General features: G+C 68.2%; 25 protein-coding genes and 1 rRNA gene. 22 read left to right on the top strand and 4 right to left on the bottom strand.

Translation table 11 applies throughout. The features are described from left to right. Positions 1-38: 38 nt before the first annotated feature. Positions 39-272 (top strand): hypothetical protein, encoded by a 234-nt coding sequence (locus ACIRB7_RS28475; protein ID WP_403603917.1) that lies wholly within the window; start codon positions 39-41, stop codon positions 270-272. Positions 273-303: 31 nt separating this feature from the next. Here ACIRB7_RS28475 and ACIRB7_RS28470 read toward each other — a convergent pair whose 3' ends face one another. After that, entirely contained in the window at positions 304-906 is a 603-nt protein-coding gene (locus ACIRB7_RS28470; protein WP_403603914.1) for a histidine phosphatase family protein, read from the bottom strand. Between ACIRB7_RS28470 and ACIRB7_RS28465 the strand changes: the two genes are divergently transcribed. From ACIRB7_RS28465 to ACIRB7_RS28455, 3 genes are all read left to right on the top strand, one after another. Continuing rightward, on the top strand, positions 887-1,996 hold the full coding sequence (locus ACIRB7_RS28465) for a tyrosine-type recombinase/integrase (RefSeq protein ID WP_403603911.1): 1,110 nt from the start codon (positions 887-889) through the stop codon (positions 1,994-1,996). The genes ACIRB7_RS28470 and ACIRB7_RS28465 overlap by 20 nt on opposite strands. Before the next feature lie 172 nt (positions 1,997-2,168). Beyond that, a complete protein-coding gene (locus ACIRB7_RS28460; RefSeq protein WP_403603908.1) occupies positions 2,169-3,902 on the top strand; it encodes an Eco57I restriction-modification methylase domain-containing protein in 1,734 nt (577 codons plus the stop codon). Further along, the gene (locus ACIRB7_RS28455) at positions 3,899-4,996 is read left to right on the top strand and encodes a BsuBI/PstI family type II restriction endonuclease (protein WP_403603905.1); all 1,098 of its coding nucleotides are present in this window, start codon (positions 3,899-3,901) and stop codon (positions 4,994-4,996) included. The genes ACIRB7_RS28460 and ACIRB7_RS28455 overlap by 4 nt, the downstream gene beginning before the upstream one ends. A gap of 132 nt (positions 4,997-5,128) precedes the next feature. Here ACIRB7_RS28455 and rrf read toward each other — a convergent pair. Beyond that, positions 5,129-5,245, bottom strand: a 5S ribosomal RNA gene (rrf, locus tag ACIRB7_RS28450). Positions 5,246-5,569: 324 nt separating this feature from the next. Here rrf and ACIRB7_RS28445 point away from each other — a divergent pair. Further along, positions 5,570-6,385: a restriction endonuclease gene (locus ACIRB7_RS28445; protein WP_403604370.1), complete on the top strand. Its 816-nt coding sequence runs from the start codon at positions 5,570-5,572 to the stop codon at positions 6,383-6,385. Then, entirely contained in the window at positions 6,361-8,946 is a 2,586-nt protein-coding gene (locus ACIRB7_RS28440) for a hypothetical protein (protein WP_403603902.1), read from the top strand. Before ACIRB7_RS28445 ends, ACIRB7_RS28440 begins: the two co-directional genes overlap by 25 nt. 640 nt (positions 8,947-9,586) lie before the next feature. Here ACIRB7_RS28440 and ACIRB7_RS28435 read toward each other — a convergent pair. Both ACIRB7_RS28435 and ACIRB7_RS28430 read right to left on the bottom strand, forming a co-directional pair. Then, on the bottom strand, positions 9,587-10,174 hold the full coding sequence (locus ACIRB7_RS28435) for a GNAT family N-acetyltransferase (RefSeq protein ID WP_403603900.1): 588 nt from the start codon (positions 10,172-10,174) through the stop codon (positions 9,587-9,589). After that, positions 10,155-10,913 carry a GntR family transcriptional regulator gene (locus tag ACIRB7_RS28430; protein WP_403603897.1) on the bottom strand — a complete coding sequence of 253 codons (759 nt, stop codon included), beginning with the start codon at positions 10,911-10,913 and terminating at the stop codon, positions 10,155-10,157. The genes ACIRB7_RS28435 and ACIRB7_RS28430 overlap by 20 nt, the downstream gene beginning before the upstream one ends. 454 nt (positions 10,914-11,367) lie before the next feature. On the opposite strand from ACIRB7_RS28430, the gene ACIRB7_RS28425 reads away from it, so the two are divergent. The 16 genes from ACIRB7_RS28425 to ACIRB7_RS28350 all read left to right on the top strand — a co-directional run bounded on the left by ACIRB7_RS28425 (position 11,368) and on the right by ACIRB7_RS28350 (position 22,199). Then, positions 11,368-11,634: a DUF6284 family protein gene (locus ACIRB7_RS28425; protein ID WP_403603894.1), complete on the top strand. Its 267-nt coding sequence runs from the start codon at positions 11,368-11,370 to the stop codon at positions 11,632-11,634. Further along, complete coding sequence (locus ACIRB7_RS28420; RefSeq protein WP_403603891.1) at positions 11,631-12,059, top strand: DUF6303 family protein; 429 nt, start codon at positions 11,631-11,633, stop codon at positions 12,057-12,059. Before ACIRB7_RS28425 ends, ACIRB7_RS28420 begins: the two co-directional genes overlap by 4 nt. After that, on the top strand, positions 12,056-12,394 hold the full coding sequence (locus tag ACIRB7_RS28415) for a hypothetical protein (RefSeq protein WP_403603888.1): 339 nt from the start codon (positions 12,056-12,058) through the stop codon (positions 12,392-12,394). The genes ACIRB7_RS28420 and ACIRB7_RS28415 overlap by 4 nt, the downstream gene beginning before the upstream one ends. Next, on the top strand, positions 12,391-13,395 hold the full coding sequence (locus ACIRB7_RS28410; protein ID WP_403603885.1) for a DUF2637 domain-containing protein: 1,005 nt from the start codon (positions 12,391-12,393) through the stop codon (positions 13,393-13,395). The genes ACIRB7_RS28415 and ACIRB7_RS28410 overlap by 4 nt, the downstream gene beginning before the upstream one ends. Continuing rightward, the gene (locus ACIRB7_RS28405; protein ID WP_403603883.1) at positions 13,392-13,727 is read left to right on the top strand and encodes an RRQRL motif-containing zinc-binding protein; all 336 of its coding nucleotides are present in this window, start codon (positions 13,392-13,394) and stop codon (positions 13,725-13,727) included. The genes ACIRB7_RS28410 and ACIRB7_RS28405 overlap by 4 nt, the downstream gene beginning before the upstream one ends. Before the next feature lie 22 nt (positions 13,728-13,749). After that, on the top strand, positions 13,750-13,992 hold the full coding sequence (locus ACIRB7_RS28400) for a hypothetical protein (protein WP_403603881.1): 243 nt from the start codon (positions 13,750-13,752) through the stop codon (positions 13,990-13,992). 13 nt (positions 13,993-14,005) lie between these two features. Beyond that, complete coding sequence (locus tag ACIRB7_RS28395; protein WP_403603879.1) at positions 14,006-14,386, top strand: DUF6251 family protein; 381 nt, start codon at positions 14,006-14,008, stop codon at positions 14,384-14,386. Positions 14,387-14,462: 76 nt separating this feature from the next. Beyond that, positions 14,463-14,669: a DUF6257 family protein gene (locus tag ACIRB7_RS28390; protein WP_403603877.1), complete on the top strand. Its 207-nt coding sequence runs from the start codon at positions 14,463-14,465 to the stop codon at positions 14,667-14,669. Between the two features lie 8 nt (positions 14,670-14,677). Then, the gene (locus ACIRB7_RS28385) at positions 14,678-14,866 is read left to right on the top strand and encodes a hypothetical protein (RefSeq protein WP_403603875.1); all 189 of its coding nucleotides are present in this window, start codon (positions 14,678-14,680) and stop codon (positions 14,864-14,866) included. An 89-nt stretch (positions 14,867-14,955) separates the two neighbouring features. Next, positions 14,956-17,034 carry a cell division protein FtsK gene (locus ACIRB7_RS28380; protein WP_403603873.1) on the top strand — a complete coding sequence of 693 codons (2,079 nt, stop codon included), beginning with the start codon at positions 14,956-14,958 and terminating at the stop codon, positions 17,032-17,034. Between the two features lie 150 nt (positions 17,035-17,184). Further along, complete coding sequence (locus tag ACIRB7_RS28375; protein ID WP_403603871.1) at positions 17,185-17,430, top strand: hypothetical protein; 246 nt, start codon at positions 17,185-17,187, stop codon at positions 17,428-17,430. Between the two features lie 160 nt (positions 17,431-17,590). Continuing rightward, on the top strand, positions 17,591-17,779 hold the full coding sequence (locus ACIRB7_RS28370) for a hypothetical protein (RefSeq protein WP_403603869.1): 189 nt from the start codon (positions 17,591-17,593) through the stop codon (positions 17,777-17,779). Positions 17,780-17,871: 92 nt separating this feature from the next. Beyond that, positions 17,872-18,744, top strand: coding sequence for a bifunctional DNA primase/polymerase (locus ACIRB7_RS28365; RefSeq protein WP_403603867.1), 873 nt, complete (start codon positions 17,872-17,874; stop codon positions 18,742-18,744). Between the two features lies 1 nt (position 18,745). Continuing rightward, the gene (locus ACIRB7_RS28360) at positions 18,746-20,218 is read left to right on the top strand and encodes an ATP-binding protein (RefSeq protein WP_403603865.1); all 1,473 of its coding nucleotides are present in this window, start codon (positions 18,746-18,748) and stop codon (positions 20,216-20,218) included. A 468-nt stretch (positions 20,219-20,686) separates the two neighbouring features. Next, complete coding sequence (locus tag ACIRB7_RS28355) at positions 20,687-20,908, top strand: helix-turn-helix domain-containing protein (RefSeq protein ID WP_403603863.1); 222 nt, start codon at positions 20,687-20,689, stop codon at positions 20,906-20,908. Positions 20,909-20,918: 10 nt separating this feature from the next. Continuing rightward, entirely contained in the window at positions 20,919-22,199 is a 1,281-nt protein-coding gene (locus ACIRB7_RS28350; RefSeq protein WP_403603861.1) for a tyrosine-type recombinase/integrase, read from the top strand. Positions 22,200-22,221: the final 22 nt, after the last annotated feature.

The following is a 22,221-nucleotide window of genomic DNA, read 5'->3' as shown; positions in this document are numbered from 1 at the left end:
TGGATCTGCTTGATCCGGAGGAAGCGAGAAGACCGCCGATGTCGATGAACTACTCGGACGGGTTCAAGGTCGATGTGGCGATCTTCGTGGCCACCACGTACTTCAGCGGGCCGGCTGAGAAGTTCGCCACGGAGAACGACATCCTCGCCGTCCATCGCGATCACCTCGGGCTGTGGAACAACGGGGCCTTGTTGCTGTCGCTCGGCGAGGTGGACGGCCAGGGACAAGGAGACCGGCGGCACCGGGAGCGCTGGAAGGAGACGTACGAGTAGAAGCGTCTTTCGCGGAGATCGTGGCTGGCCGTCAGCCATCTATTTGGGCAGGTCGTTGAAGGCCAGGCGCCACTCGTTGATGTGCGGGCAGAAGCCGGAGCTCGGCAAACTGCCAGGGCGATTTTGCGGCGGTGGTGAAGGCGACAGGGCCTTCTGGGAGGCGGGTGAGGACGCCGAGGAGGAGGGTGTGGGAGACGGCCAGGAGGCGGCCGTGGCGTTGGGCGGTGTGGTGGAGGAAGGCGGCGCAGTGGCGGGCGCGGGTGTGGAGGTCGGCGAGGCTTTCGCCGTCTTCGCAGCGTAGGGAGGGGTTGGCGAGGCGGCGGGCTCGCCAGGCGCGGTAGGCCGGTGGGTAGGTTTCGGCTGTGCGGCCGAGGACGATGCTCGGGGCTCGCCATTCGGCAAGGAGGCCGGAGGTGGCCACGATCGGCAGGCCCGTGAGGTGCGAGACGAGGGTGGCGGTCTGGCGGGCACGGGGGACCGGGCTGGTGACGATCGCGGTGATGCCCTCGGGGAGGGGGAGGGAGCGGCGTACCTGGTCACGGCCCTCCTGCGTGAGGGTGGCCTCGTGTGGGGCGTGATAGCCGGGGCGGTGGCCTTCGTAGGCGCCGTGGCGCATGAGCCAGATGTCAGCCAAGGATCCAGCCTCCATCCACGCGCAGGGTGTGGCCGGTGATGAAGCCGGCGTCGTCGGTGGCGAAGAAGGCGACGGCCGCGGCTGGCTCACCCACTGGGTGGAGAACATCGCCGCCGCGCCCGTCTCGGAGAACACCATCGACGGCTACCGCGTCGCGGTGAACCACCACCTCATCCCCGGCCTCGGCGCCCACCGCCTGGAGAAGCTCCAGCCCGAGCACCTGGAGCGCTTCTACAAGAAGATGCAGGACTCCGGCAGCGCCGCCGGCACCGCCCACCAGGTCCATCGCACCGTCCGTACCGCCCTCAACGAGGCAGTCCGCCGCGCCCATCTCACCGTCAACCCGGCCACGATCGCCAAGGCCCCACGCCTCGAAGAGGAAGAGGTCGAGCCGTACACGGTTGAGGAGGTCCAGCGCCTGCTCGCCGAGGCCGCCAAGCACCGCAACACCGCCCGCTGGGTCATCGCCCTGGCCCTCGGCCTTCGCCAGGGCGAGGTCCTCGGCATGCAGTGGGACGATGTCGACTTCGACCTCGGCGTCATCCGCGTACGGCGTGGCCGGCTGCGGCCCCGCTACAAGCACGGCTGCGGTGACCGGTGCGGGCGCAAGCCCGGCTACTGCCCCCAGAAGATCAACACCCGCCGCGAGACCAAGAACGCGAAGTCCCGCGCCGGCCAGCGGCCTATCGGAGTCCCGAACGAGCTGATGGAGCTACTGCACCGGCACAAGGAAGGGCAGGCCCGCGAGCGCACCCGTGCTCGTGACCTGTGGACCGAGAAGGGATACGTGTTCACTTCGCCGACCGGCGAGCCCCGCAACCCGAACACCGATTACCACAAGTGGAAGGAGCTGCTCAAAGCGGCGGATGTCCGTGACGGTCGCCTACATGATGCTCGCCACACCGCCGCGACGGTCCTGCTGATTCTCGGTGTTCCAGACGCGGTCGTTGACGCGATCATGGGATGGGAGCCCGGTAAGTCTGCCCGGATGCGCCGCCGCTACCAGCACATGACGAGCCGCGTTCTTAGGGACACCGCGGACAAGGTCGGCGGCCTGCTGTGGGGCTCGACTCCTGGAGGTCTTTCATGAGGTTGTCCTCGCCTTGGCCCGTAGGGCGGTGCCGCGAGGTGCTTGGCGGGGGTGAATGTCCGACGGAAGGGGCAACCAGTGGGTTTGCTGAATCGTCTTGTGAAATCCTTCGCGAGGTACGGCGCGCCATGCCGACCCGGCGCACGACAGTGACACAAGGAAGGGGTTCTCGGTGATCGAGGCCGAAGTAGCGGCTGCGACGAGGGCCAATCGGGCTCAGCGCGTGATGCTGAGGGCTGATGGCACAGCCGACGTCTCGGCAGAAGCCCTGTCCGTTCTTGCCACCGTGCCCCATTGGTGGAAGCGCCGTGCAGCGGCTGCTGGTGCCAGCTCGCCGCAGACCTTCGACTTTGATGACGTCATGGCCTTCCCGAAGGCATTCGAGCGGGACAACCTGGCAGGTCTTCCCATCAGGGAAGACCTGCTGGACGCCAGTCCGGAAGAATTGGCCGATGCCTACGTCGTCGCGTTGGACGGCGCGGTCAGAACCGCTGAGGGGCGCCATTACACGCCGGCGCCCCTTGCGGAGATCCTCTACCGGCAGGCAGCAGAAGCGCTCGGGCGCCGGCCTGACGGGTTGATCTGGGACCCAGCCTGCGGCGCGGGCATGCTCTTGCTACCAGCCCTTCGAGCCTGGCTCTCGGAGCGTTCCGGCGCACAGCCGGAGATGGTGCTGAGAGCAGCGCAGTCTGCGATTGGTGGCCGAGACCTGGATGCCTCCGCTGTGTGGCTGGGCAATGCACTCCTTGCGGCAGAGCTGCTTCCCACGTGGGCGAAGATTCCCCTGTCGCGGCGTAAGCCTCTCCCAACGTTGCTCGAAGTGGGCGACGGGCTGACGCCACCACCCGCGCCTCCTGTGATCGTGATTCTGAACCCTCCCTATGGCAGGGTCCGTCTCTCGGACGCCGACCGCCAGCACTGGCAGCACGTTGTCTACGGGCATGCCAACCGGTACGGGCTCTTCATGGCTGCCGCTGTCGAGCATCTGGCTGAGGGAGGCGTTGCCTCCGCGCTTGTACCGGCCGGCTGGCTCGGTGGGTCGTACTTTCAGCGGCTCCGGTCTTACCTGTCGGCAACAGCGCCTTTGAACCGGCTCTCCTACGTCTCGGACCGAACGGGGGTCTTCTCCACCGGCGTTCTCCAGGAGACGGTCCTGGCCACGTTCCGGAAGGGCAAGGCCGTCCGCTCAGTCACATGCGGGCGTGTGACCATCAACGGCCGAGTGGTCGAGGAAGTGATCGGCAAGGGGCGGTTGCCCGTAGCCGCGGACCAGCCGTGGCTCCTGCCGCGCCAGCACGAAGATCCTCCCCTCGTCAGAGCAGCGCAGAAGATGGGGAAGAGGCTCGCCGACTACGGCTGGACGATCTCCACGGGTCCCCTGGTGTGGAACCGGCGCAAGGACCAGCTGTCGGGCGCACCGTCAGACGTGTCCGTAAAGATTGTTTGGGCTGCCGATCTTGATGGCGGCAAGCTCCATCAGGATCAGGCTCGTGACCGGCTGCGATATCTACACTTGGGCGAGAAGGATCGGGTGCTCGTGCTTGATCGCCCTGCCGTCCTTGTGCAGCGGACAACCGCCCCAGAGCAGGCACGACGACTGCTGGCGGCAGCGCTCGACGCTGAGACGTTGTCCAAGTGGGGAGGGCGGGTCTCGGTTGAGAACCACGTCAACGTCTTGACCTGTAGTGAGCAAAACAGTCTGCTCACCCCACGGCTGCTGACAGCGCTGCTGGACTCCGAGGCGTTGGACCGCCTCTATCGGTGCCTCACTGGCTCCGTGGCTGTCTCTGCGTACGAGCTGGCTGCGCTGCCGCTGCCTGGCCCGAACACCCTGAGGTCCTGGGCAGTATTGTCCGACGATCATCTCTCGGCGGAGATCAACCGTGTATATGGTCTGAACCCGTGACGCAATCAACAGAGGATTGGCCCCTCCCGGCGCTGCTGGAGAGCCGCAAGGCTTACCAGGAGCGCTTGGCGCTGGTACTTCCCCACCAGATCACGGGTGTTACTGCCACCGCCAACCCGGCCGCTTCGGCCGTCGCCTTCGTTGCGATGTACGTGGGAGCCATAGGCGAGCATGCGCCCATCCGCCCGTCGACCGTGACGTGGATGAGTGACGCTGTGGCCGCCAAGCGCACTGAAGCCGAGAGGCGCGCCTACTACCGGGCCGCTATGCGTGGCGAGAAGGAGGTTGCCAGTTTTTGCGACGAGATCACGGTCGAGCGTGGGAAAATCTGGTATGCGAATAACAGTCGCGAGCCGGTGCGAGACGAATCGATCGATGCCCTGATCAATAACGGGGCCGTGCTCAACATTCGCACGGATCTGTCAACTAATTCGCCGCTGGCGCGGTATACGTTGGATCCGGAATTTGCGGCCCTCCTGTCTCCCGACCTGGTCGGCGAACAACTTGAGCAAGCTGTCGAGCAGTGGAGGAGTACGCATCTCTCTCCGACGGGTCGCCGTCGAGCTCAACTGCGTCGCGATCCCGCGAGAAATAGCAAGAGCGTTCCCGTGAATCTTCCTGGAGCGGGAGTTCGCCAGCTGCACCCCGGTGCGAGTAGCTGGATTCTCAAGGGTGTGGCGGAACAGTTCTCGGCTCACCTGCGGGAGCCAAACGTGCTCTTTATCTCCCAGCCGGGGGAGAAGGTGAACATGCTGGATGGGCAGGCCCTGAAAGCAATGGGGCTCGCGGTCGACCAGACGACGCTGCTTCCGGACTGCATCATGGCCGACCTCGACCCCGAGCGTGACGAGGTGTGGTTCGTAGAGGCGGTCTTCAGCGGAGGCGAGATCACAAACGAACGCAAGGAGAGCCTACTCGCCTGGGCGGCCGCGCAGGGACTGAGCCCGGAAAAGTGCCGCTTCCTCAATGCGTTCGAGTCGCGCACGCATTCCGAAGCGAAGAGGGCCTTGCCTATGTTGGCCGATGGATCCTTTGCGTGGTTCTCCGATGAACCGGAGCGCTTGCTGGCCTGGGACTCCATCGGGTCCGACTGATCCATTGCCGCTTCATTGCTGCATGGCGACAGGTCCGGCCGTCGATGAGCCGGGCCTGTTGTTGTGCACGCAGGTCTCCATGGAGAAAAATGAAAGCCCCACCCTGAAATCGGGTGGGGCTTTCTATGTTTTGTTCGGCGGCGTCCTACTCTCCCACAGGGTCCCCCCTGCAGTACCATCGGCGCTGAAAGGCTTAGCTTCCGGGTTCGGAATGTAACCGGGCGTTTCCCTAACGCTGTGACCACCGAAATGGTTCGACCTATGCGCTTACGCGGTGCAGTCTGACAGCCATCCTACATGCCTTTGGGTGAACGCCGCTCGCACCTTGGCACGCTCCCGAGAGTCGTGAGGCGTTGTCAGGCCGGCGGTTGGTGGGTGTCCCCCAGGGACCTGTTGGGGAGCAATGCCCCAGTCCGGCCCTCCGCGCGGTCGACGGGCCCAGGCGGCCGGCTTCCTTGGAAGCCGCGGGCCAGAGGTCTCGCGTGCTGCCTCGTCAGTGGTGCAGGGTATTCCTTCTTCCGGCAGGATCAACGGCGTCTGTGTGAGTGCTAAGGGGGCCCAGCAGTGACGGAGATGGTGTCGGCGGAGTCGGGTGACGAGGACCACGAAGAACTGTCCCTGGTGGAGCTCGCTGCGCGGGTTCAGCGAGCCGAGCTTCCCGTACCCGTCCAGAATCCACAGAAGCTACCGCTTGACCAGCTGGACCCTGAAGTCTTTGAGCGGCTGGTCGCGGAAATCGTCAGCCGTAGAGACCACCGAGGTGTCTCCTTCTACGGCAGACGCGGTCAGAAGCAGTACGGCCTCGACATCGTCGAGCGCGAGCCGGACCTCCGCCGCACCCTGTATCAGGTCAAGCGGTATTCCACACTGACCGAGAGCCTGCTCAAGACGGCGGTGAAGGAGTACGCGGGTGCTCCCAGGCGCCCTGGGCACGGCTTGCCTCCGCGCCGGTTCGACCCTCACCGCTTCGTAGTCGTCACGTCTGCCGAGATCGAGTCCGATACCCACCTCGTCGACGCGATCCACGCGCTCCAAAAGACCTACGAGGACGCCGAAGACCTCCACATTGAGGTCTGGGGCGTTGAAGAACTCGGCCGGAGAACGCGGGATGCCGTCAGCCTGGTTTCGGCCGTGCTCGGTGAGGCGTGGGCAAGGGCATGGTGCGGTATGACGTCTGGATCCCGCGACGATGCGGCCCCAGCGCCCATGGGTCTCGTGAGCGCACCCCTCGCGACATTGGGGCTGTCAGACGTGGAGCGTAGAGCCGGCGCTCTGCAGGACACGAGCCCTGCTGAGGCTGCACGGCTGTACAGGCAGCTGGCTGATGCCCTGGAGCAGAAGAACTTCCCGGTCACGCTGCCGAAGTGCGCGCGCGCCAGGCAGCCATGACTCGAGCTGCCGGCCGGCCGGCCGAGGCGTTCGACATCCACTTTCGGCTCGCGCTGTCTGCGGTTGAGAGAGGCGTTCCGCGAGGGGAGCTGCACGGCTCGACCGAGGCTCTGGCACGCGAAGCCGGGACTGTCCAGCAGGCGAAGTGGACGGTCATCAGGGCGGTCGCAGACTGGTACGAGACGGGCAGCATGCTGGCTGAGACGGTGCCCGCCCTCCGTGAAATCGCTGACAAAGAGGACCCTGATACCGGGCTATTGTGCTGCTTCGTTCTGGAGCAGGCCCTCGTTGACGGCCTCTTCGACCTGCCTGCGGTTCGTTCGCTCGTTGTCGAGCCGGAGAAGGCTCCACACCATCTGCTGGACGAGCTGCGAACGCTCTCAGAGCGCGCTGATAGCCAGGACGTGGAGATCAGGGCCCGGCTGGCTTGCGCGCTGGCGGATACAGCTCTGACGGTCGACTCCACCATCGATCAGGTTCAAGCCGCATACGGCCAGACCATCACTCGTGCCGGAGCTGGACGATTTCAGCATGCACGCGGACTGATCCAATCCCGGGCCGCCTACGCGTTCGCCGTTCACGGCGACCCTGAGCACGCGGAGGATCTGTGGCGCCAGTCCGTTCTGGCGAGCAGCGAGGACGGCTTTTTCGGAGACGCCCGTCATGCCCTGCGGGCCGTGCGCAAAGTGACACATGACCGCGGCTCTTTTGTCTGGGGACTGGACCGCGTCACTCGGGCATTGCCGAACCGTAGGCACCTTCTGTCAGGAGCCGTAGATCCGGCACTGACGTCCCACGCCGCACTGCATCGCGAAAAGCTTCCGGACGCCTTCGGCGACACCCGCCGCTACCTGTGGGAGTCCCGCCTCCAAGGGGCGTTGCAGGAGGAGGTACTCGCAATGGAACTGTTCGGGGACGTTCTCCAGGCCAGCGGATACGCAGCCGAGGCAGTAGACGCCTACCTGTACGCCGGTGCAGCCAAGAAGGCCGCCGAAACTGCTGGTGGACTGGAGGACGTGCTCGATGTCGGGATCTGGCTCCGCTCGCCGGTCAGGGCCCGTCGCGCCGCGGCGATTCAGGTCATCGGCGCGCAGGCTGCACTCATCGAGGACGCAGACATGGCCGCAACGGTTACTCGCTTGGCAGCGGAAGCGCAAGGGGTGTGGACCACGTCGGCATTCAGGCCTCACCCCGAGCGTGACGCGCTGGATGCGCTCACGGCCCTCGCCTACCGATTCCCCGCTGAGACGGTCGACTCCATCCTTTCCCTGGTGGAACCCGCGCTCCAGCAGGCCACGCGATACAACGATGAAGTGGCCGCGATCCTCGTGAGCGCCCTCAACTTCACCGGGCATAGCCGCAGTGAACTCACCAGCGCAATCTCCCGCATGATGGAATTGCCCAATCAGCACGATTTGTGGAACATGCTCGAGCGCTTGGCTTTGCCGTGCCGTGCAGGCGTGCTCCCCGCCGTCGAGACGCACGCAGCGGCAGGCCTGCCTGAGGCCCTGGACGTACTGCAGTCGTGGTTTCCCGCCAGCGAACGTGCCCAACGCCGGGCCAGAGCATCGTGCGCATCACTGCTGCGCGAACCTGTAGGGGTGCCAAGAGCATATTCGCGTCTCGACTCGGGCGCCGGTGAAACCGTCGGCCTGCTTTTGGACCTCCTCGCACGCCCCGAAGAGGAGCTCGTGGAAGTGCCCGCAGCCAGCCTCGGACCCGATCCGACGAACCCGGAGGATGCGGTCGCGCTGGCCCTTAATGAGGCCACAAACGTCAGCGCGGCAGAGACTCACGACAACGCCACTGGCCTGGAGGCTGTAGCAGCCCTGACGGGCGACGAAGCCGCCCATACCGCTGCCACCCGGCCAGCCGAGCTGGCCGCCACCATCGCGCGACGACTCATCGCAATGGTCGAAGACCACTACGACTCCGCCAGCTCCCGCAATAGCCGTGCCCTGGCCCTAGCGCGCCTCGTGGAGCACATCCCGCCAGAGCTCGCGAATGAGATCGCCTACCGACTCATCACTGTGCATCGCCAGCCGCATCTGTCAGCGAGTGACACATGGGAGATCGACTCCAACGTGCCCCTCAGCCGAACCCGCATGAACACCGGTGCCGCTCATCTGTCGGACAACGTTCTGAGGGCCGCAGCTCGGGCATGGGCGTGTGCCAGAGTGCCTGCCGGGCCGATGAACGAGGAGGAAAGGCTGTTCGCTTCGTACGCCCTCCAAGCATCTGTTGCCCTACTCCGCTCGGACCAGGTCAACACCCGTGTCCGCGGAGCCCGGTGCGTCAGCTCGCTCGCGAAGGGCTCCTCTGAGCTTTCTGCTCAGGCCGCCGGACTCACCCTGCACGGATGCGAGCACGTGCGCGCCATTGGAGTGGCACACGTGCCGCACACTGATCCACTTCTGGCCGTACTGGCCGCAGATCCCACAGCGCGGGTACGAGCCGCCGTAGCTGCCCGAGCGAAAGACCTGCCAGAACCAGTGCGCCACACCCTGGCTCGCGACTCCCATGCCGCAGTACGCCGGACCCTGGGAGCGGCGCTGGGGTGAACTCGGCAGGCGCCCCCGATCGCTCTCTCTGGCGAGCACGCAGGTGATCGACCAGAGGGAGCCGTTTCGAGTGTGGCTCGCATGTCCCGTGGTGCGGTCGGGAGCCGGGTCGGCCCCTTAAGCGTTTGAAGCGATGCATCCCAACCCGCGTAGTTGGCTGCCGGCACTCTCTGGTCGGCGCGGAACCTCCAGGACACTATCCGTGATCACGCTTGCGTCGCGGCTGTGCAGGCCAGGCGCGCGATGTCCCCTTCTGCGCGGGTGAGCCGAACGCGCCGGGAGCCGGGGTCTCCCGCTCAGCTCGCAGAAGAGATCTTGAATGACAGGAGGGTGGGTCGGCCTGCACGCCAAAGTGAGACCAGAACTGAGACCACGGAACGACGAAGGTCCCGACCGCTGCGCGGTCGGGACCTTCGTTTCGGCTGGTCAGCCGTGGCGGAGGATACGAGATTCGAACTCGTGAGGGGTTGCCCCCAACACGCTTTCCAACTGTCCGCGTCAGCGTTCGCGAGGGTTCAGGGCTGTACTTCAAGCGGCTGTGGCTACAGCGGGAACGGTGGTGAACCGCCATGGCCGTCAGCGGACTGGACAAAGACCAGGACAACGCGTCGTGGCCCACACACGGCCCGCAAGACCCGGATCAGCCCCTCTGTGAGACCACTCTGGCGGGGTGCCCCACTGCCAGCGGTGTCTCCGGCAGACTCAGAGCGTGGACCGGGCGTTGCGCGAGCCATCCGGAGCGACGGTGCGAGGGGGCCTCCGTTCGGACATGGCTGAACCCAAGCCGCTCGTAGTACGAGTGAAGCCCTACGTTCGTGCGCCATGTGTCGATGCGCACCCAGTCACGGCCCTCTGTGGCCGCCAACCTGGACGTCCAGTCCACGATGCGCTCCCCAAGACGTCGTCCGGCTGCGCTGCGGCCGACGATGAGCTTGTAGAGGTAGAGCGCGCTCTCGGGGTGATCTTCATCCGTCCAGAAGTCCCGGTCGACCGGGCCACGGCTTACGGTCGCGAGGATCGCGCCGGAGTCGCCCTCAACGACCCAAGCGCGCCCCTCATCGATCGAGGCGCGCCATTTGGTGATCGCTTTGGCCCCGGTCTCGGGGTCGCTCCACTGGTCGGTGCCCTTCGACCCGAGCCATGCCTCTGCCTCGGTTCGGAGCGCCATCAGGGCCGGTACGTCCTCCGCCCTCGCGGGGCGGAGGAACTCAGTCGGTGTCGACTTCATAGAGGATCTTGTGCCTGTCTCCGGGGAGGATTGTGACCATGCAACGCAGAGGCTTGCCGTCCACGTCGTATCCAGTGCGGGTGTGCTCGGCTACCGGTGTAGCGGCGGGGAGCGCCAACAACTCTGCCTCGTGCTTCGTCGGCATACGGACCGCGATTTCATCCCTGTACTTGGCCTGGATGATGCCAACGGAAGCGAGCACTCCCCCAGGGGCGGAGACGTCACGCGGCTCCATCAGGAGAGTGCCAGTGACCAGATCCTGAGGGAAGTACGAGTCGGCCAGCGCGTAGGGGCGGTTGTCCACGTATCGGATGCGCTTACGAGCCACCGCCAAGCCGCCATCCGGCAGCGCGAGCGCGTCGCGCACGTGCGCCGGCGGCTCGACGATGGACACGGTGATTTCCTGCCTCGGGGCCTTCCCCTCCTGCGCCACGGCGCTGGCCCACTGGTCCCCCGCAGTCCTTCCTTCGACCGCGTTCGCGTGGCGGCTGCGGCTCTCCAGGGTTGACCAGTTCCACACCACCGGCGGGTAGTCCTCGCGGACGTACTTGCCCTGCCCCTGGCCTGTCACAACCAGGCCTTCGTCAACGAGCACCCGCACGCCGGCGCGGATCGTCTCGCGGCTGTAGCCGTACTCCGCCATCATCTTCGACTCGCTCGGCAGCGGGTCGCCGGGGGTGAGTACGCCCCTCACGATCTGATCCCGCAGATCAGCGGCGATTTCCTGAGCCTTCGTCATACCTCTTCGCACGGTGGCCTTCCCATGTCGAACCAACTCCTCCGTACAAGTTAGACCAGTGGGCTTGACTCGCCAACCCGGCCTCTGCAAACTGATGACACGTCACTCCTCCAGACAAGTCGGACGGGGTGTCAGGTACGTAGCTATGCCCGTTAGTTCGGGAGCGCTCATCTCCGTTTGGAGGCGAGCCCCGGGCGCTCGTTGGCTTGAGAACTGAACAGAGGGCGCACCGCAACCCGCACTAGGGGAGAGCGGCCGTCAGAACGGACATCCAACTTCGCAGCCTGCTGGGCTGCGGCCGGTTGCCTCCCCTGCCCGTCCGGGCCCCGTTCGCGGGGTGCCCGTACGGGCGGGGCTGAGGGGAGCCGGATGGTTCCAAACGGCGAGAGGCCCCGGTGTCCTACCACCGGGGCCTCGCTTCGGGCCGTTCCCGCATGGAAGGGAGCACGACCCAATGAAGTCCATCGTTGCACTTCAGGCCGTTGTTACGGCCACCCCGTTCGACGGTGAGCCGTCGGACGCGGAGCTGGACGCGATCGAGACCGAGATGCCGCTGATCCTGGCGGACCTCGACCTTCTCGACGCGCAGATCATGACCATCGACCGGCCCGTCACCGAGCTGGACGCCCAGCGGATCCGCCGGGCCCGCAACCGGGTGCTGGCGGCCCGCCGGGACCTCACGAACCGCGCCGGTGTGGCGCTGACGGGCGGTGCCGCGTGAGCCGCCGCCTGTTCTGGAGCCTGGTGTTCCTGTGCGCGGCTGTGGAGGTCCTGGGGCTGCTCGTCGGCCGCCGGGACGTCCACTACGCCGGGGTCCTCGCGGCCGTCGGTGTCCTCGCCGTCCACTGGATCCTGCTGTGGCAGCGCGGTCTGGCCACGGCGTACTGCGCGCAGCTCGCTCAGACCGGGTCCGGTGTGTGGGTGCTGTACGTCGCCAACGACACCATCCCGCTGGCGAACTGGCCCTCGACCCAGTTCGCGGACGTCACCGGTGTCCCGACGCCGGCGACGCGGGCCGCGGCGCTCGCCGTCCTCGGCTTCGAGCCGGTAGGTGGCGAGTGGGAGTGGCAGGAGCTGAGCGGGCTGGGCCCGGTCCGGCTGCTCGGCGCGCTGGACGTCCGCCCCGCCCAGGGGGTGGCCGAGTGAGCCTGCTGACGCTGGCGGACCCGTCCGCCCCGCTGATGGCGCTGCGACTGCTCGCGGCGGACTTCCCGCACCTGCCGGCCCCGTGCGTGGACGTCTCCACGGTCTACCCGGAGCGGCTGTCGCTGAGGTTCCACGACGACTTCACCGGGTTCGAGGCGTGGCGTGAGGCCTTGAACATCGCCCCGGAGTCGGTCGTTCATCACGTTCAGGGCCACGGCCAGACGCAGGTTCTCAACGCCCGCACCACGTTCGCGGGGGCTGAGCTGGCACTGACCGGCTACGCGCCGGTCTCGGCCGCCGTGCCGGTGCTGGCGGGTTCGGGGGCGGTGTCGTGAACGGTGTTCAGATCCGTTCAGCGGAACGCGCCCTGTCGGTCGGCACGTGGCTGATCGTGGGCGGGGCGATGCTGTACTCGGTCCTCACGGTCACCCCGCTGATGGCCGCCCACACGGCGGATGAGTGGGACTGGACGGCGCCGATTCTGCCGATCGTGGTGGACGCGGCCGTCGTCATCGTGGTCCGTCTCGACTCCTTCCTCGCCCGTCTAGGCGGGCACGGCGGACGGTGGCCCATCGTGCTGCGGTGGATGACCGGCGGCATGACCCTGGCCCTCAACGTTGCCGACTCCGCTCTGAGGAAAGACCTGGTCGGGGTGGCGGTCCACGCGGTGGCACCGCTGCTGCTGATCGTCACGGCCGAGACCGGACTCGCCTACCGCCGGGCGATCACGAACGCGCTCACCGCCGCCCAGGACCGTGAACGGGCCGAACGGGCCGAGCGCGAGAAGGCGGCTGCCGCACGTGCCGAAGCGGCCGAGCAGCGGGCCCGTGAGGCACGGGAGTTCGACGCCAGGATGGCGCGTGAACAGCGCGAGCACGAAGCCTCCCTTGCCCGTGAACAGTCCGCTCGGGAAGAGCGCGCACGGCGTGAGGAACGCGAGCGGATCGAGACCGTCGAGAGGGCGGAGCGGGCCGAGCGTGAACACCGTGAGCGCGAGCGTGAACAGCAGCGCATCGAGCGTGAGCGCCGTGAACGCGACGCTGCCGAGCGTGTGGAGAAGGAGCGCCGGGAGCGCGAGGAGCGGGCCCGGCGTGAACAGCGCGAGCAGGCCGAGCGCGCCGAGCGTGAACGCGCCGAGCTGCTCGCCGCTGGCCCCGCGCCGGTGAAGCAGTCCGAGGAGCAGGCCCGTAAGACCGTGGCCGCCGCCTTCCTCGCGGGGGTGCCGGTGCGGCAGGCCGCCGAGCTGTGCGGCTGGTCCGTCGGTTGGGTCTCCACCCGCTACCAGGAACTCCGCGACACCGCCCCCGCCCGGTCCTTTGAAGCGGCCGCGCAGTGAGCACGCTGCCCGTCTACCGGTGGCGTCTGGCCCCTGAGGGTCTGGCGACGTTCCGGCAGCTCCGCGCGCTCGGGCTGCGTCCGGCCGGTCAGCCGGTCGTGGCGCAGCTCGAACGCCCCCGCCGTCGACGCGGCCCGCTGGTCGCGTTCCTCTACCGCGTCGACCTCGCCCGCCCGGTCCGGCCCATGACCCCGGCCCGGTGGGCGGCCCTGGAACGGGCGAACGCGGCCCGCCGCCTCTGCCCGGAGTGCGGGCGGGACGCCGGATACCGCATCCCGTCCTCGCTCGGCATGTGCACCCCCTGCGCCTACCCCTCCACCAGCGCCGCCTGAGCGGCAGCAAGGAGACCTGGTCATGACGACCCCGACGAACGTAACCACCCCGGCCGCACTGCCCGGGACGGTCCCGCTTCACTTCATCCTCACGATCCAGACCGACGACGGTCGCACGGTCACCAGTGACGGCACGGTTCTCTCGGTCCCCGGGGCGCACACCCGCACGGCGACCTTCGCTCGCCTCCGCGAGCAGGCCATGGAGCACTGGGGCCTGAGCCGGTGCGTCGTCCTGTTCTTCTCCCTGGAGCCCAACCAGCTCTGAAAGGAGCCCAGACGTGACCAACCTCCCCGAGCCGGTCCGGGTCGTGCAGCTCCCGGACGGCACCTACACCTACGCCGACCACCTCCCCACCCCCATCCAGCCCGCCGCCGTGCCGCAGGTGGTCCACCAGCACATCCACCAGGCCCCGCCGGACCGCACGGTCCAGCGCATCGCGCTCGGCTCCGGCATCGGCGCCGGCACGGTCGCCGCCGGGGTCTACTTCGGCCCGCTGCTCGTCGGTGCGCTGACCGCGATCGCCGCGAACCTCGCGATGCTCGCGTTCCTCGCCGCCGTCCTCGGCTGGGGTGTCGTGAGCGTCGTCAAGTCCATCGGTGGCCCGGACGGCACGGCCGCCGCCACGACCCTGAGCAAGGCCCGGAAGCGCCGTCGCTGACGGCTGCCCGATCCGCCCGACACGTTCGGGCGGTGAGGGGAGCCGGGACAGCCCCGGCACCGGAAAGGACGCCGTCGTGGCCAGCAGGAAGAACACCGAGCAGGACCCGAACTACCCCAAGCTCACCGCCGGTGAGCACGCCCAGGTCGCGTGGAACGTGGCCCGCATGTGCAAGCGGTCGATCGCCAGCGACACCGTCTACCAGGGCGACCTGGAGGCCAAGGTCGACCGGATCATCGACCGCGCCCGCAAGCGCGCCGAGAACAACGGCAAGGGCAAGTGAGGAGCCGAGTGGGCGCCCCACTGCTGACCTGGAAATTCACCGTCGAAGCGACCGACAGCAAAGGCCGCCGGGGTAAGCACAGCGGTCTCGTCGACTCCCACAGCGAGGCATCCGCCCGGCAGGGCGTCATCGAATCGGTGCAGGCCGCCGGCTACCGGCCCTGCGGCGTAGTGACCCTCAAGCCGAAGCGCACCTAGCTACGCCCCGGGGCGGCCGACAGCCGCCAAGCATCCCGACCGCCCCGGGCCCTTCCCTCCGCCCTTTCGAGCAGCAGGAGACCCCCAGCATGACCGAGACGCCCACCACCGCGCACCTGCGCCCGGTCCCCGACATCGACCACGACGACGAGACCCCCACCGCCCCGACCCTGGTGGACAACCCGGCGCTGCCCGACCCGAAGGTCACCATCGAGAAGCGCAAGCCGGTCCTCGCCGGATGGCTCACCAACCGACGGGACTTCCTCGCCACCGCCCGGCACACCGGCGCCAACGTCGGTTACGCCGCGCTTTACCACGGGGTCCGGATCCCGGTCTACGCCGGACGGATGGCGCTGATGTCGCCGCGGGGAACCTGCCGGTTCATCGCGTCGACCAACCGGTGGGTGTGGGACCGGGAGGCCGCGCCGCTGAGGGACTACGCGGTGCGGACCGAGGACGTGGAGGAGTACATGCGGCTGTCCCGGCTGCGCGCCGGCCGGATCCGGCTGCGCGGTCTGGTCACCCTCGTGGCCCTCGTGTTCGGCGCCGGATTCGCCCTGTGGCTGTACGTCGTCGCCCCCGCGTACCTGTTCGTGTTCGCGACCGGTGGGGTGCTGCTGCTCGGCATGGCCGGACAGCAGCCCGACTCGCCGGTCGTCGGCCCCGCCGTGCTCAAGACGGAAATTCAGAAGCTGACCGGGTCGATCGTGCTGCGGGGGCTGGACTCGATCGGCAACGCGAAGGTCTCCGCCGCCATCAAGAAGGGCGGCGACATGAACGGGCTGCGCTTCACCAGCGAGATCGTCCGCGACGGGCCCGGCTACCGCGCCGACCTCGACCTCCCCTACGGCGTCACCCCCGAGGACATCATGGAGGCCCGCAAGCCGCTCGCCTCCGGTCTGCGGCGCAAGGTCGGCAGCGTGTGGCCCTCGCCCGACCCCACCGAGCATGAGGGCCGTCTCGTGCTGTGGGTCGGGGACAAGCCGATGAACGAGACCACCAAACCGGCGTGGCCGCTGCTGAAGACCGGCACGGTGGACCTGTTCAAGCCGGTCGTGTTCGGCAACGACCAGCGGATGCGGGACGTGTCGGTGACGCTGATGTTCGCGGCCGTCGTCGTCGGCTCCGTCCCTCGCATGGGCAAGACGTTCCTGATGCGGCTGCTGCTGCTCATCGCCGCGCTCGACCCGCGGGCGGAGATCCACGCGTTCGACTTCAAGGGCACCGGCGACTTCGGCGCCCTGGAGTCGGTCTGCCACCGCTACCGGGCCGGTGAGGAGGACGACGACATCGGCTACGTCGTCGAGTCGCTGCGGGAGCTGAAGGAGGAGCTGCGGCGCCGGGCGAAGGTCATCAAGTCCCTGCCGCGCTCGCGCTGCCCCGAGTCGAAGGTCACCCCCGCCCTGGCGGACGACAAGTCGCTGGGGCTGCACCCGATCGTGGTCGGGTTCGACGAGTGCCAAGTGCCCTTCGAGCACGCCGAACACGGCGCGGAGATCGAAGCGATCTGCACCGACCTCGTCAAGCGCGGCCCCGCACTCGGCATCGTGACCCTGTTCGGCACGCAGCGGCCGGACGCCAAGTCGCTGCCCACCGGCATCAGCGCGAACGCGATCCTCAGGTTCTGCCTGAAGGTCATGGGCCAGCCCGCCAACGACATGGTGCTGGGCACCTCGATGTACAAGTCGGGGTACCGGGCCACGATGTTCTCCCGCTCCGACCGGGGCATCTGCTGGATGGCCGGCGAGGGCGACGACCCCCGCATCGTCGCCTCCGCGTTCGTCGACGCCGTTGCCGCCGAGCAGGTCGTCGCCCGGGCCCGCAAGGCACGCGAAGACTATGGCAACGTCACTGGCCACGCCATGGGCAAGGGCCCCGACAAGACAGGCGGCTCCGACATCCTCGCCGACGTCCTCGACGTCATCCTCGACGGCGAGAAGGCGGTGTGGTGCGAGCGCATCGCCACCCGCCTCACCGCCCTCCGCCCCGACACGTACGCGGGCTGGAAGGGCGAGAACGTCACCGCCGCCGTGAAGCCCTACGGCATCAAGCCCGGACAGGTCTGGGGCACCACGGACGACGGCAAGGGCGCCAACCGGCGCGGCATCGACCGCACCGACATCACCGCCGCCGTCACACGCCGTAACGCCGACCGGGCCGCCGCCTGACCCGAGCAGCACCGCTAGACCTAGCAGCCCCGGCTGCTAGGTCTAGCAGCCGCGCTAGCAGACCAAAGGGGCACTGACCTGCTAGCTAGCGTCTAGCGGCCCACCTGCGGAAACCCCTGGAAACCGCCACTGGAAGGGGAGAGACCACCCATGCTCACCGCTAGTGCACTGCTCCTGCTCGCCACCCTCGCCGGTTACACGCTGTTGTGCGCGGCGTCCCCGTTCGGGACCTGCCGCAAGTGCGCGGGGCTCGGCGGCAAGGTCGTCCTCGACCGCAAGGGCCGCCCCAAGCGGGCCAAGCCCTGCCGCCGCTGCAAGGGCCACGGCAAGCGACTCCGTGTCGGCCGGCGCCTGACCAACCACAGCCGCGCTATCCACCGCGACGGCACCCGCTGACCCCGGACACGAAGCGGCCGACGGCACACGTCATGAGACGTACCCCGCTCCGAGCAGGAGCTAGGCGGACGCGCCGTCGGCCATGTCCCCGAGCTTGTCAGCACCCGAGGTACCCGCACCCTACCCAGCCCTCCCGCACCCCGTCGAAGGAGATACCGCCATGGCCGTGACCGTCTCCCTGGTCGCGCTCTTCGGACTCGTCCTGTTCTTCCTCCTGCGCTCCAGGTCGCTCGGCCCCGGCGCCGCGTTCACCGCCGCCGGATTCGGCTTCTTCCTCGCCTCCACCGGCGCCGCCAAGCCCATCAACCAGCTCACCCAGAGCCTCATCGAGACCGTCTCGAACCTCTGACCCGCGACAGCACGAAGGGCGGCCCCCGTCTCGCCAAAGCCTGGGGCCGCCCTCGCATCCAGAACACTGACGATGAACTGGAGACATCCAGCATGACCCAACCCACCCCGATCCGGCGAGAAGCCCGGACCGATCACCTCGAACTCGCCCTGCGACTGGCCGCCGGCGGACTGCCCGTCTTGCCGCTGCGCGCCGGGAAGGGCCCGTTCGGAAACTGCCCGACGTGCGCGGACAACGCGTGCGGCGGACGGCCGAACATGAAGACCCCCGGCCCCTGCGTCTGCCCGCGCCCGTGCCACGCGTGGGCCGCCGCCACCACCGACTCCACAGTGGTCTCCTCCCCGGCCTGGAAGGCCGCATGGCGGCACGCCGGGGGCGTCGGCTACCACCCGGGCGGTGCGGGGGTCACCGTCGTCGACCTCGACGACGCCGACGCCGTCGACTGGGCCCGCGCCACCCTGCCCCCGACCCGGACCGTGACGACGACGCGCGGCGAGCACTGGATCTACCAGGGCGCCATCCGCTCGGTGAACCGCGTCCGCGACAGCGTCGACCTCAAGTCCACGATGGCCTACGCCCGCTGGCTCGGGCCCGGCACCGGCACCATGACGGCGGTGCCCGAGGTCGTGCGCGCGCTGGCCTTGCGGAAGCCCACCGTCGTCCGGCCGGTGCCGCGCGCCGTCACCGTGCCCACGCCCGCCGGGGGCGGGGAGTGCCGCCACCGCTCGCCGTCCTACCTGGAGCGGGGCGTCGCCATGGCGGAGCAGCGCATCACCGACGCGGCCAGTGCGGTCCACGCCACGGTGTACCGGACGTTCCTGGCGGTGCTGTCCGCCCACGGCCGGTGCGGCTGCCTCACCGAGGCGCACATCGGCCGTCTGTTCACCGCCGCGCAGGCCAAGGGCGAGTCCCCGCGACACTGCTCGGACGCCTGGACCAACGCCCGCACCGCTCTGGGGATGTGACATGTCCGAGGACGAGAAGACCCCGGCCCGCGAGATCATCACCGACTACGCGCAGGAGCACTTCCGGTACTTCCGGACCGTCGACGGCACCGTGTACGCGCAGAAGAACAACCACCCCGTGGCCCGCCCGATCCGCTCCCAGGGCACCACCGGCAGCCACCGGCAGGAACTCATGGTCGGCCTGTTCAAGGACGGGTACGGCGTATTCAACGGCACGGCCCTGAAGGAGGCGTTGGACTTGATCGAAGCGCTCGCGCTCACCGAGGACGTACAGCCCACCCACATCCGGGTCGCCCCCGGATTCGACGGCGCCACCTGGCTCGACCTGGGCCGCGACGACGGCAAGTCCGTCCGCATCCACCCCACCGGCTGGGACATCCTCATCCCCGACCCGCGCGAGGTCTGCTGGCGCCGCACCCAGCTCACCGGCGAGATGCCGTTGCCGGTCAAGGACACCGACGGCAAGGGCATCGACCTCCTGATGCGGCTGTGCAACTTCGCCAGCGCTCAGGCCGAGAGCCTGGCCCTCGCGTGGCTGATCGGCTGCCTCGGCCCGTCCGCACCCGTCCCCGCCCCGTTCCTCACCGGTCCGCAGGGCGCGGGCAAGTCCACCGCCGGCCGGATGCTCGTGCGGATCATCGAGGGCATGAGCGGCGACCTGCGCCGCGCCCCGAAGGACGAAGAGAATCTGATCACGGCCGTCGCCGCCGGATGGGTCACCGCCCTGGACAATCTCTCCCACCTGGGGCCGGACCTGTCCGACCTCATGTGCTGCATCGTCACCGGCGCCGAGACCATCAAGCGCGCGCTGTTCACCGACGGCGACGTCGTCCGGTCCCGCTACCGCCGGCCGCTGCTGCTCACCGGCATCGACGTCGGCGTCATCCGCCCCGACCTCGCCGAACGGCTCCTCCCGCTCCGCCTGGAACGCCCCCTGGTGAGGCGCACCGAGGCGGAGCTGTGGGCGGAGTTCGAGGAAGTCCTCCCCGTCGTCCTCGGGTCCGTGCTCGACCTCACCGTCAAGGTCCGGGCCGCGCAGGCCGACATCCCCACCGACCTGCGCATGGCCGACTTCGCCCACCTGTGCGCCCGGCTCGACGTGGCGTCCAGCCTCGGCGCGCTGGACGCCTACCGGGCCAGCCTGGACGACCTCAACGACGACGTCATCGAAGGCGACCTGCTCGCCCAGACCGTCCTCAAGCACGCCGCCGACATCGAGCCGGGCACGCAGGTCCGGATGACGTCCGCCGAGTGGCTGCACGGCCTCACGCAGCTCTACAGCGGCGACGACTTCCGCCCCCTGCCCAAGGGCTGGCCCACCACCGGCAAAGTCCTCTCCGACCGGCTCAAGCGGCTTCAGCCCGTGCTGGCGGCACGCGGCGTCCTCATCGACTGGGGCCGTAGCAACACCGCCCGCTACATCGAACTGACCCGGCCCACGCCCCCGGCCGACGAGCAGCACCCGATGTTCTGACCGGGACCCACCACGACCGCTCGCGCACCAGCAAGAGGAGCACCCCGCCCCCGCCGCCGGGTGCTCCTCTTGCTGTTCCGGCGGCTCCGCCGCCACTGGAGGACGTGCCGCGATGCGGCTCCTTCTTCACGCCCGAAGGCGCACCACAACAGAGACAACCCCTTCTCTTTTTCCTAAGAGAAGAGACGCTGCGTCACCTGCGTCACCAGAGGCAGGAAAACCGCCCCTGAGCTGCGACAGCAGCGGTGACGCAGAGCCCCGAATCCTGCGTCACCCCGCGTCACCCGCGTCACCGGTGACAGACGGCTGCGTCACCGGTGACGTAGCCCGGAAACCTCTGCGTCACCGAAAACCGCAGGTCAAGTGGCATCGGTGACGCGAATGACGCAGTGACGCAGAAATCCCGACCTCGGACACACCCGCCCAACCGAAGCGTCGCACCCCGCCATCACGTCAAAGGAGCACCGTATGGACGCGGCCCTTTCCGAAGTGACCGCTGACCCCACGCTCGTCCTGCTCACCGTCGAAGAGGCGGCCCGCCGCCTCCAGATCGGCCGAACCCTGTGCTACCGGTACATCGGCACCGGAGAGCTGGAGTCCGTACCCCTCGGCCGCCTCCGCCGCGTCCCCGCCGACGCCGTCATCGAATTCGCCACCCAGCTCCGCCGCGCCCATCGGCCGGCCGCCTAAGAGGATCACTGTGGGAGAACAGAAGAAGCGCACCCGCCGGGCGAACGGCGAGACATCCATCTACTTCGGCCAGGACGGTCGTTGGCACGCCCGGGTGCCGATGGGCTACAAGGACAACGGGGAGCCCTACCGCAGGCACATCACGCGGCCTACGGAAGCCGCCCTGAAGGATGAGGTCAAGCGGCTGGAGAAACAGCGAGACCAGGGAACCGCGCAGCAGCCCGGGAAGCTGTGGACCGTCGAGAAGTGGCTGTGCCACTGGGTCGAGAACATCGCCAAGGCTGTGGTCAGCGAGAACACCTACGACGGCTACGAAGTGGCGGTGCGCGTTCACCTCGTTCCGGGCATCGGGAAGCACCGGATGGACCGCTTGGAGCCCGAGCACCTGGAGAGCCTGTATCGCCGGATGAAGGAGAACGGCAGCAAGCCCGCCACCGCTCACCAGGCCCACCGCACCGCTCGTACCGCGCTTGGTGAGGCTGTCCGTCGTGGCTACGCGGCGAAGAACGCCGCCGCCCTGGCCAAGCCGCCCCGGGTGGAGGGCGACGAGGACGAGATCGAGCCGTACTCCGTGGAGGAGGTGCAGAGCCTGCTGCTGGCGGTGAACAAGCGCCGCAACAGTGCTCGCTGGATGCTCGCGCTTGCTCTCGGTTTGCGACAGGGCGAGACCCTTGGTCTGCGGTGGGCCGACGTGGACCTGGACAACGAGTACCTGAAGCTGCGCCGAAACCGTCTGCGGCCGAAGTACGCACACGGATGCTCCGAAGCGTCGCCGTGCGGCCGTAAGGCCGGGTACTGCCCGAAGCGCGAGCAGGTGCGGCGGGAGACCAAGAACACCAAGTCGCGGGCCGGCCGCCGGGCCGTACCGCTGCCCGGTCCGTTGGTCGTAATGCTCCGTGCGCACAGGGAGGCACAATCCCGCGAGCGAGTGAGGGCGGGGAGTCTCTGGATCGCCTCGGACTACGTCTTCACCAAGCCGCTCGGTGGCCCGCTCAGCCCCAACACGGACTACCACGACTGGAAGAAGCTGTTGGGCGACGCCGGGGTACGTGACGCGCGTCTCCACGATGCTCGGCACACAGCCGCCACCGTGCTCATGCTCCTCGGAGTCCCGGACCGTGTCATCGACCAGATCATGGGGTGGGAGCCGGGCACGTCGTCCCGGATGCGGGCGCGGTACCTCCACGTGCCGGACGCCATGCTGAAGGACGTGGCCCGGAAGATCGCGGAAGCCATCTGGGGACCCCCGGAGTCGCCCCCTGTGGACAAAAACCAGGACAACGGGGCCTGAGGAACGTCGAAGGGCCCCACCG

It is taken from the genome of Streptomyces sp. NPDC093795 (assembly GCF_044764665.1).
In the GTDB taxonomy this organism is placed as follows: domain Bacteria; phylum Actinomycetota; class Actinomycetes; order Streptomycetales; family Streptomycetaceae; genus Streptomyces.
Note: the sequence above shows the minus strand (reverse complement) of the source record. Positions and strands in the feature narration are given on the sequence as shown.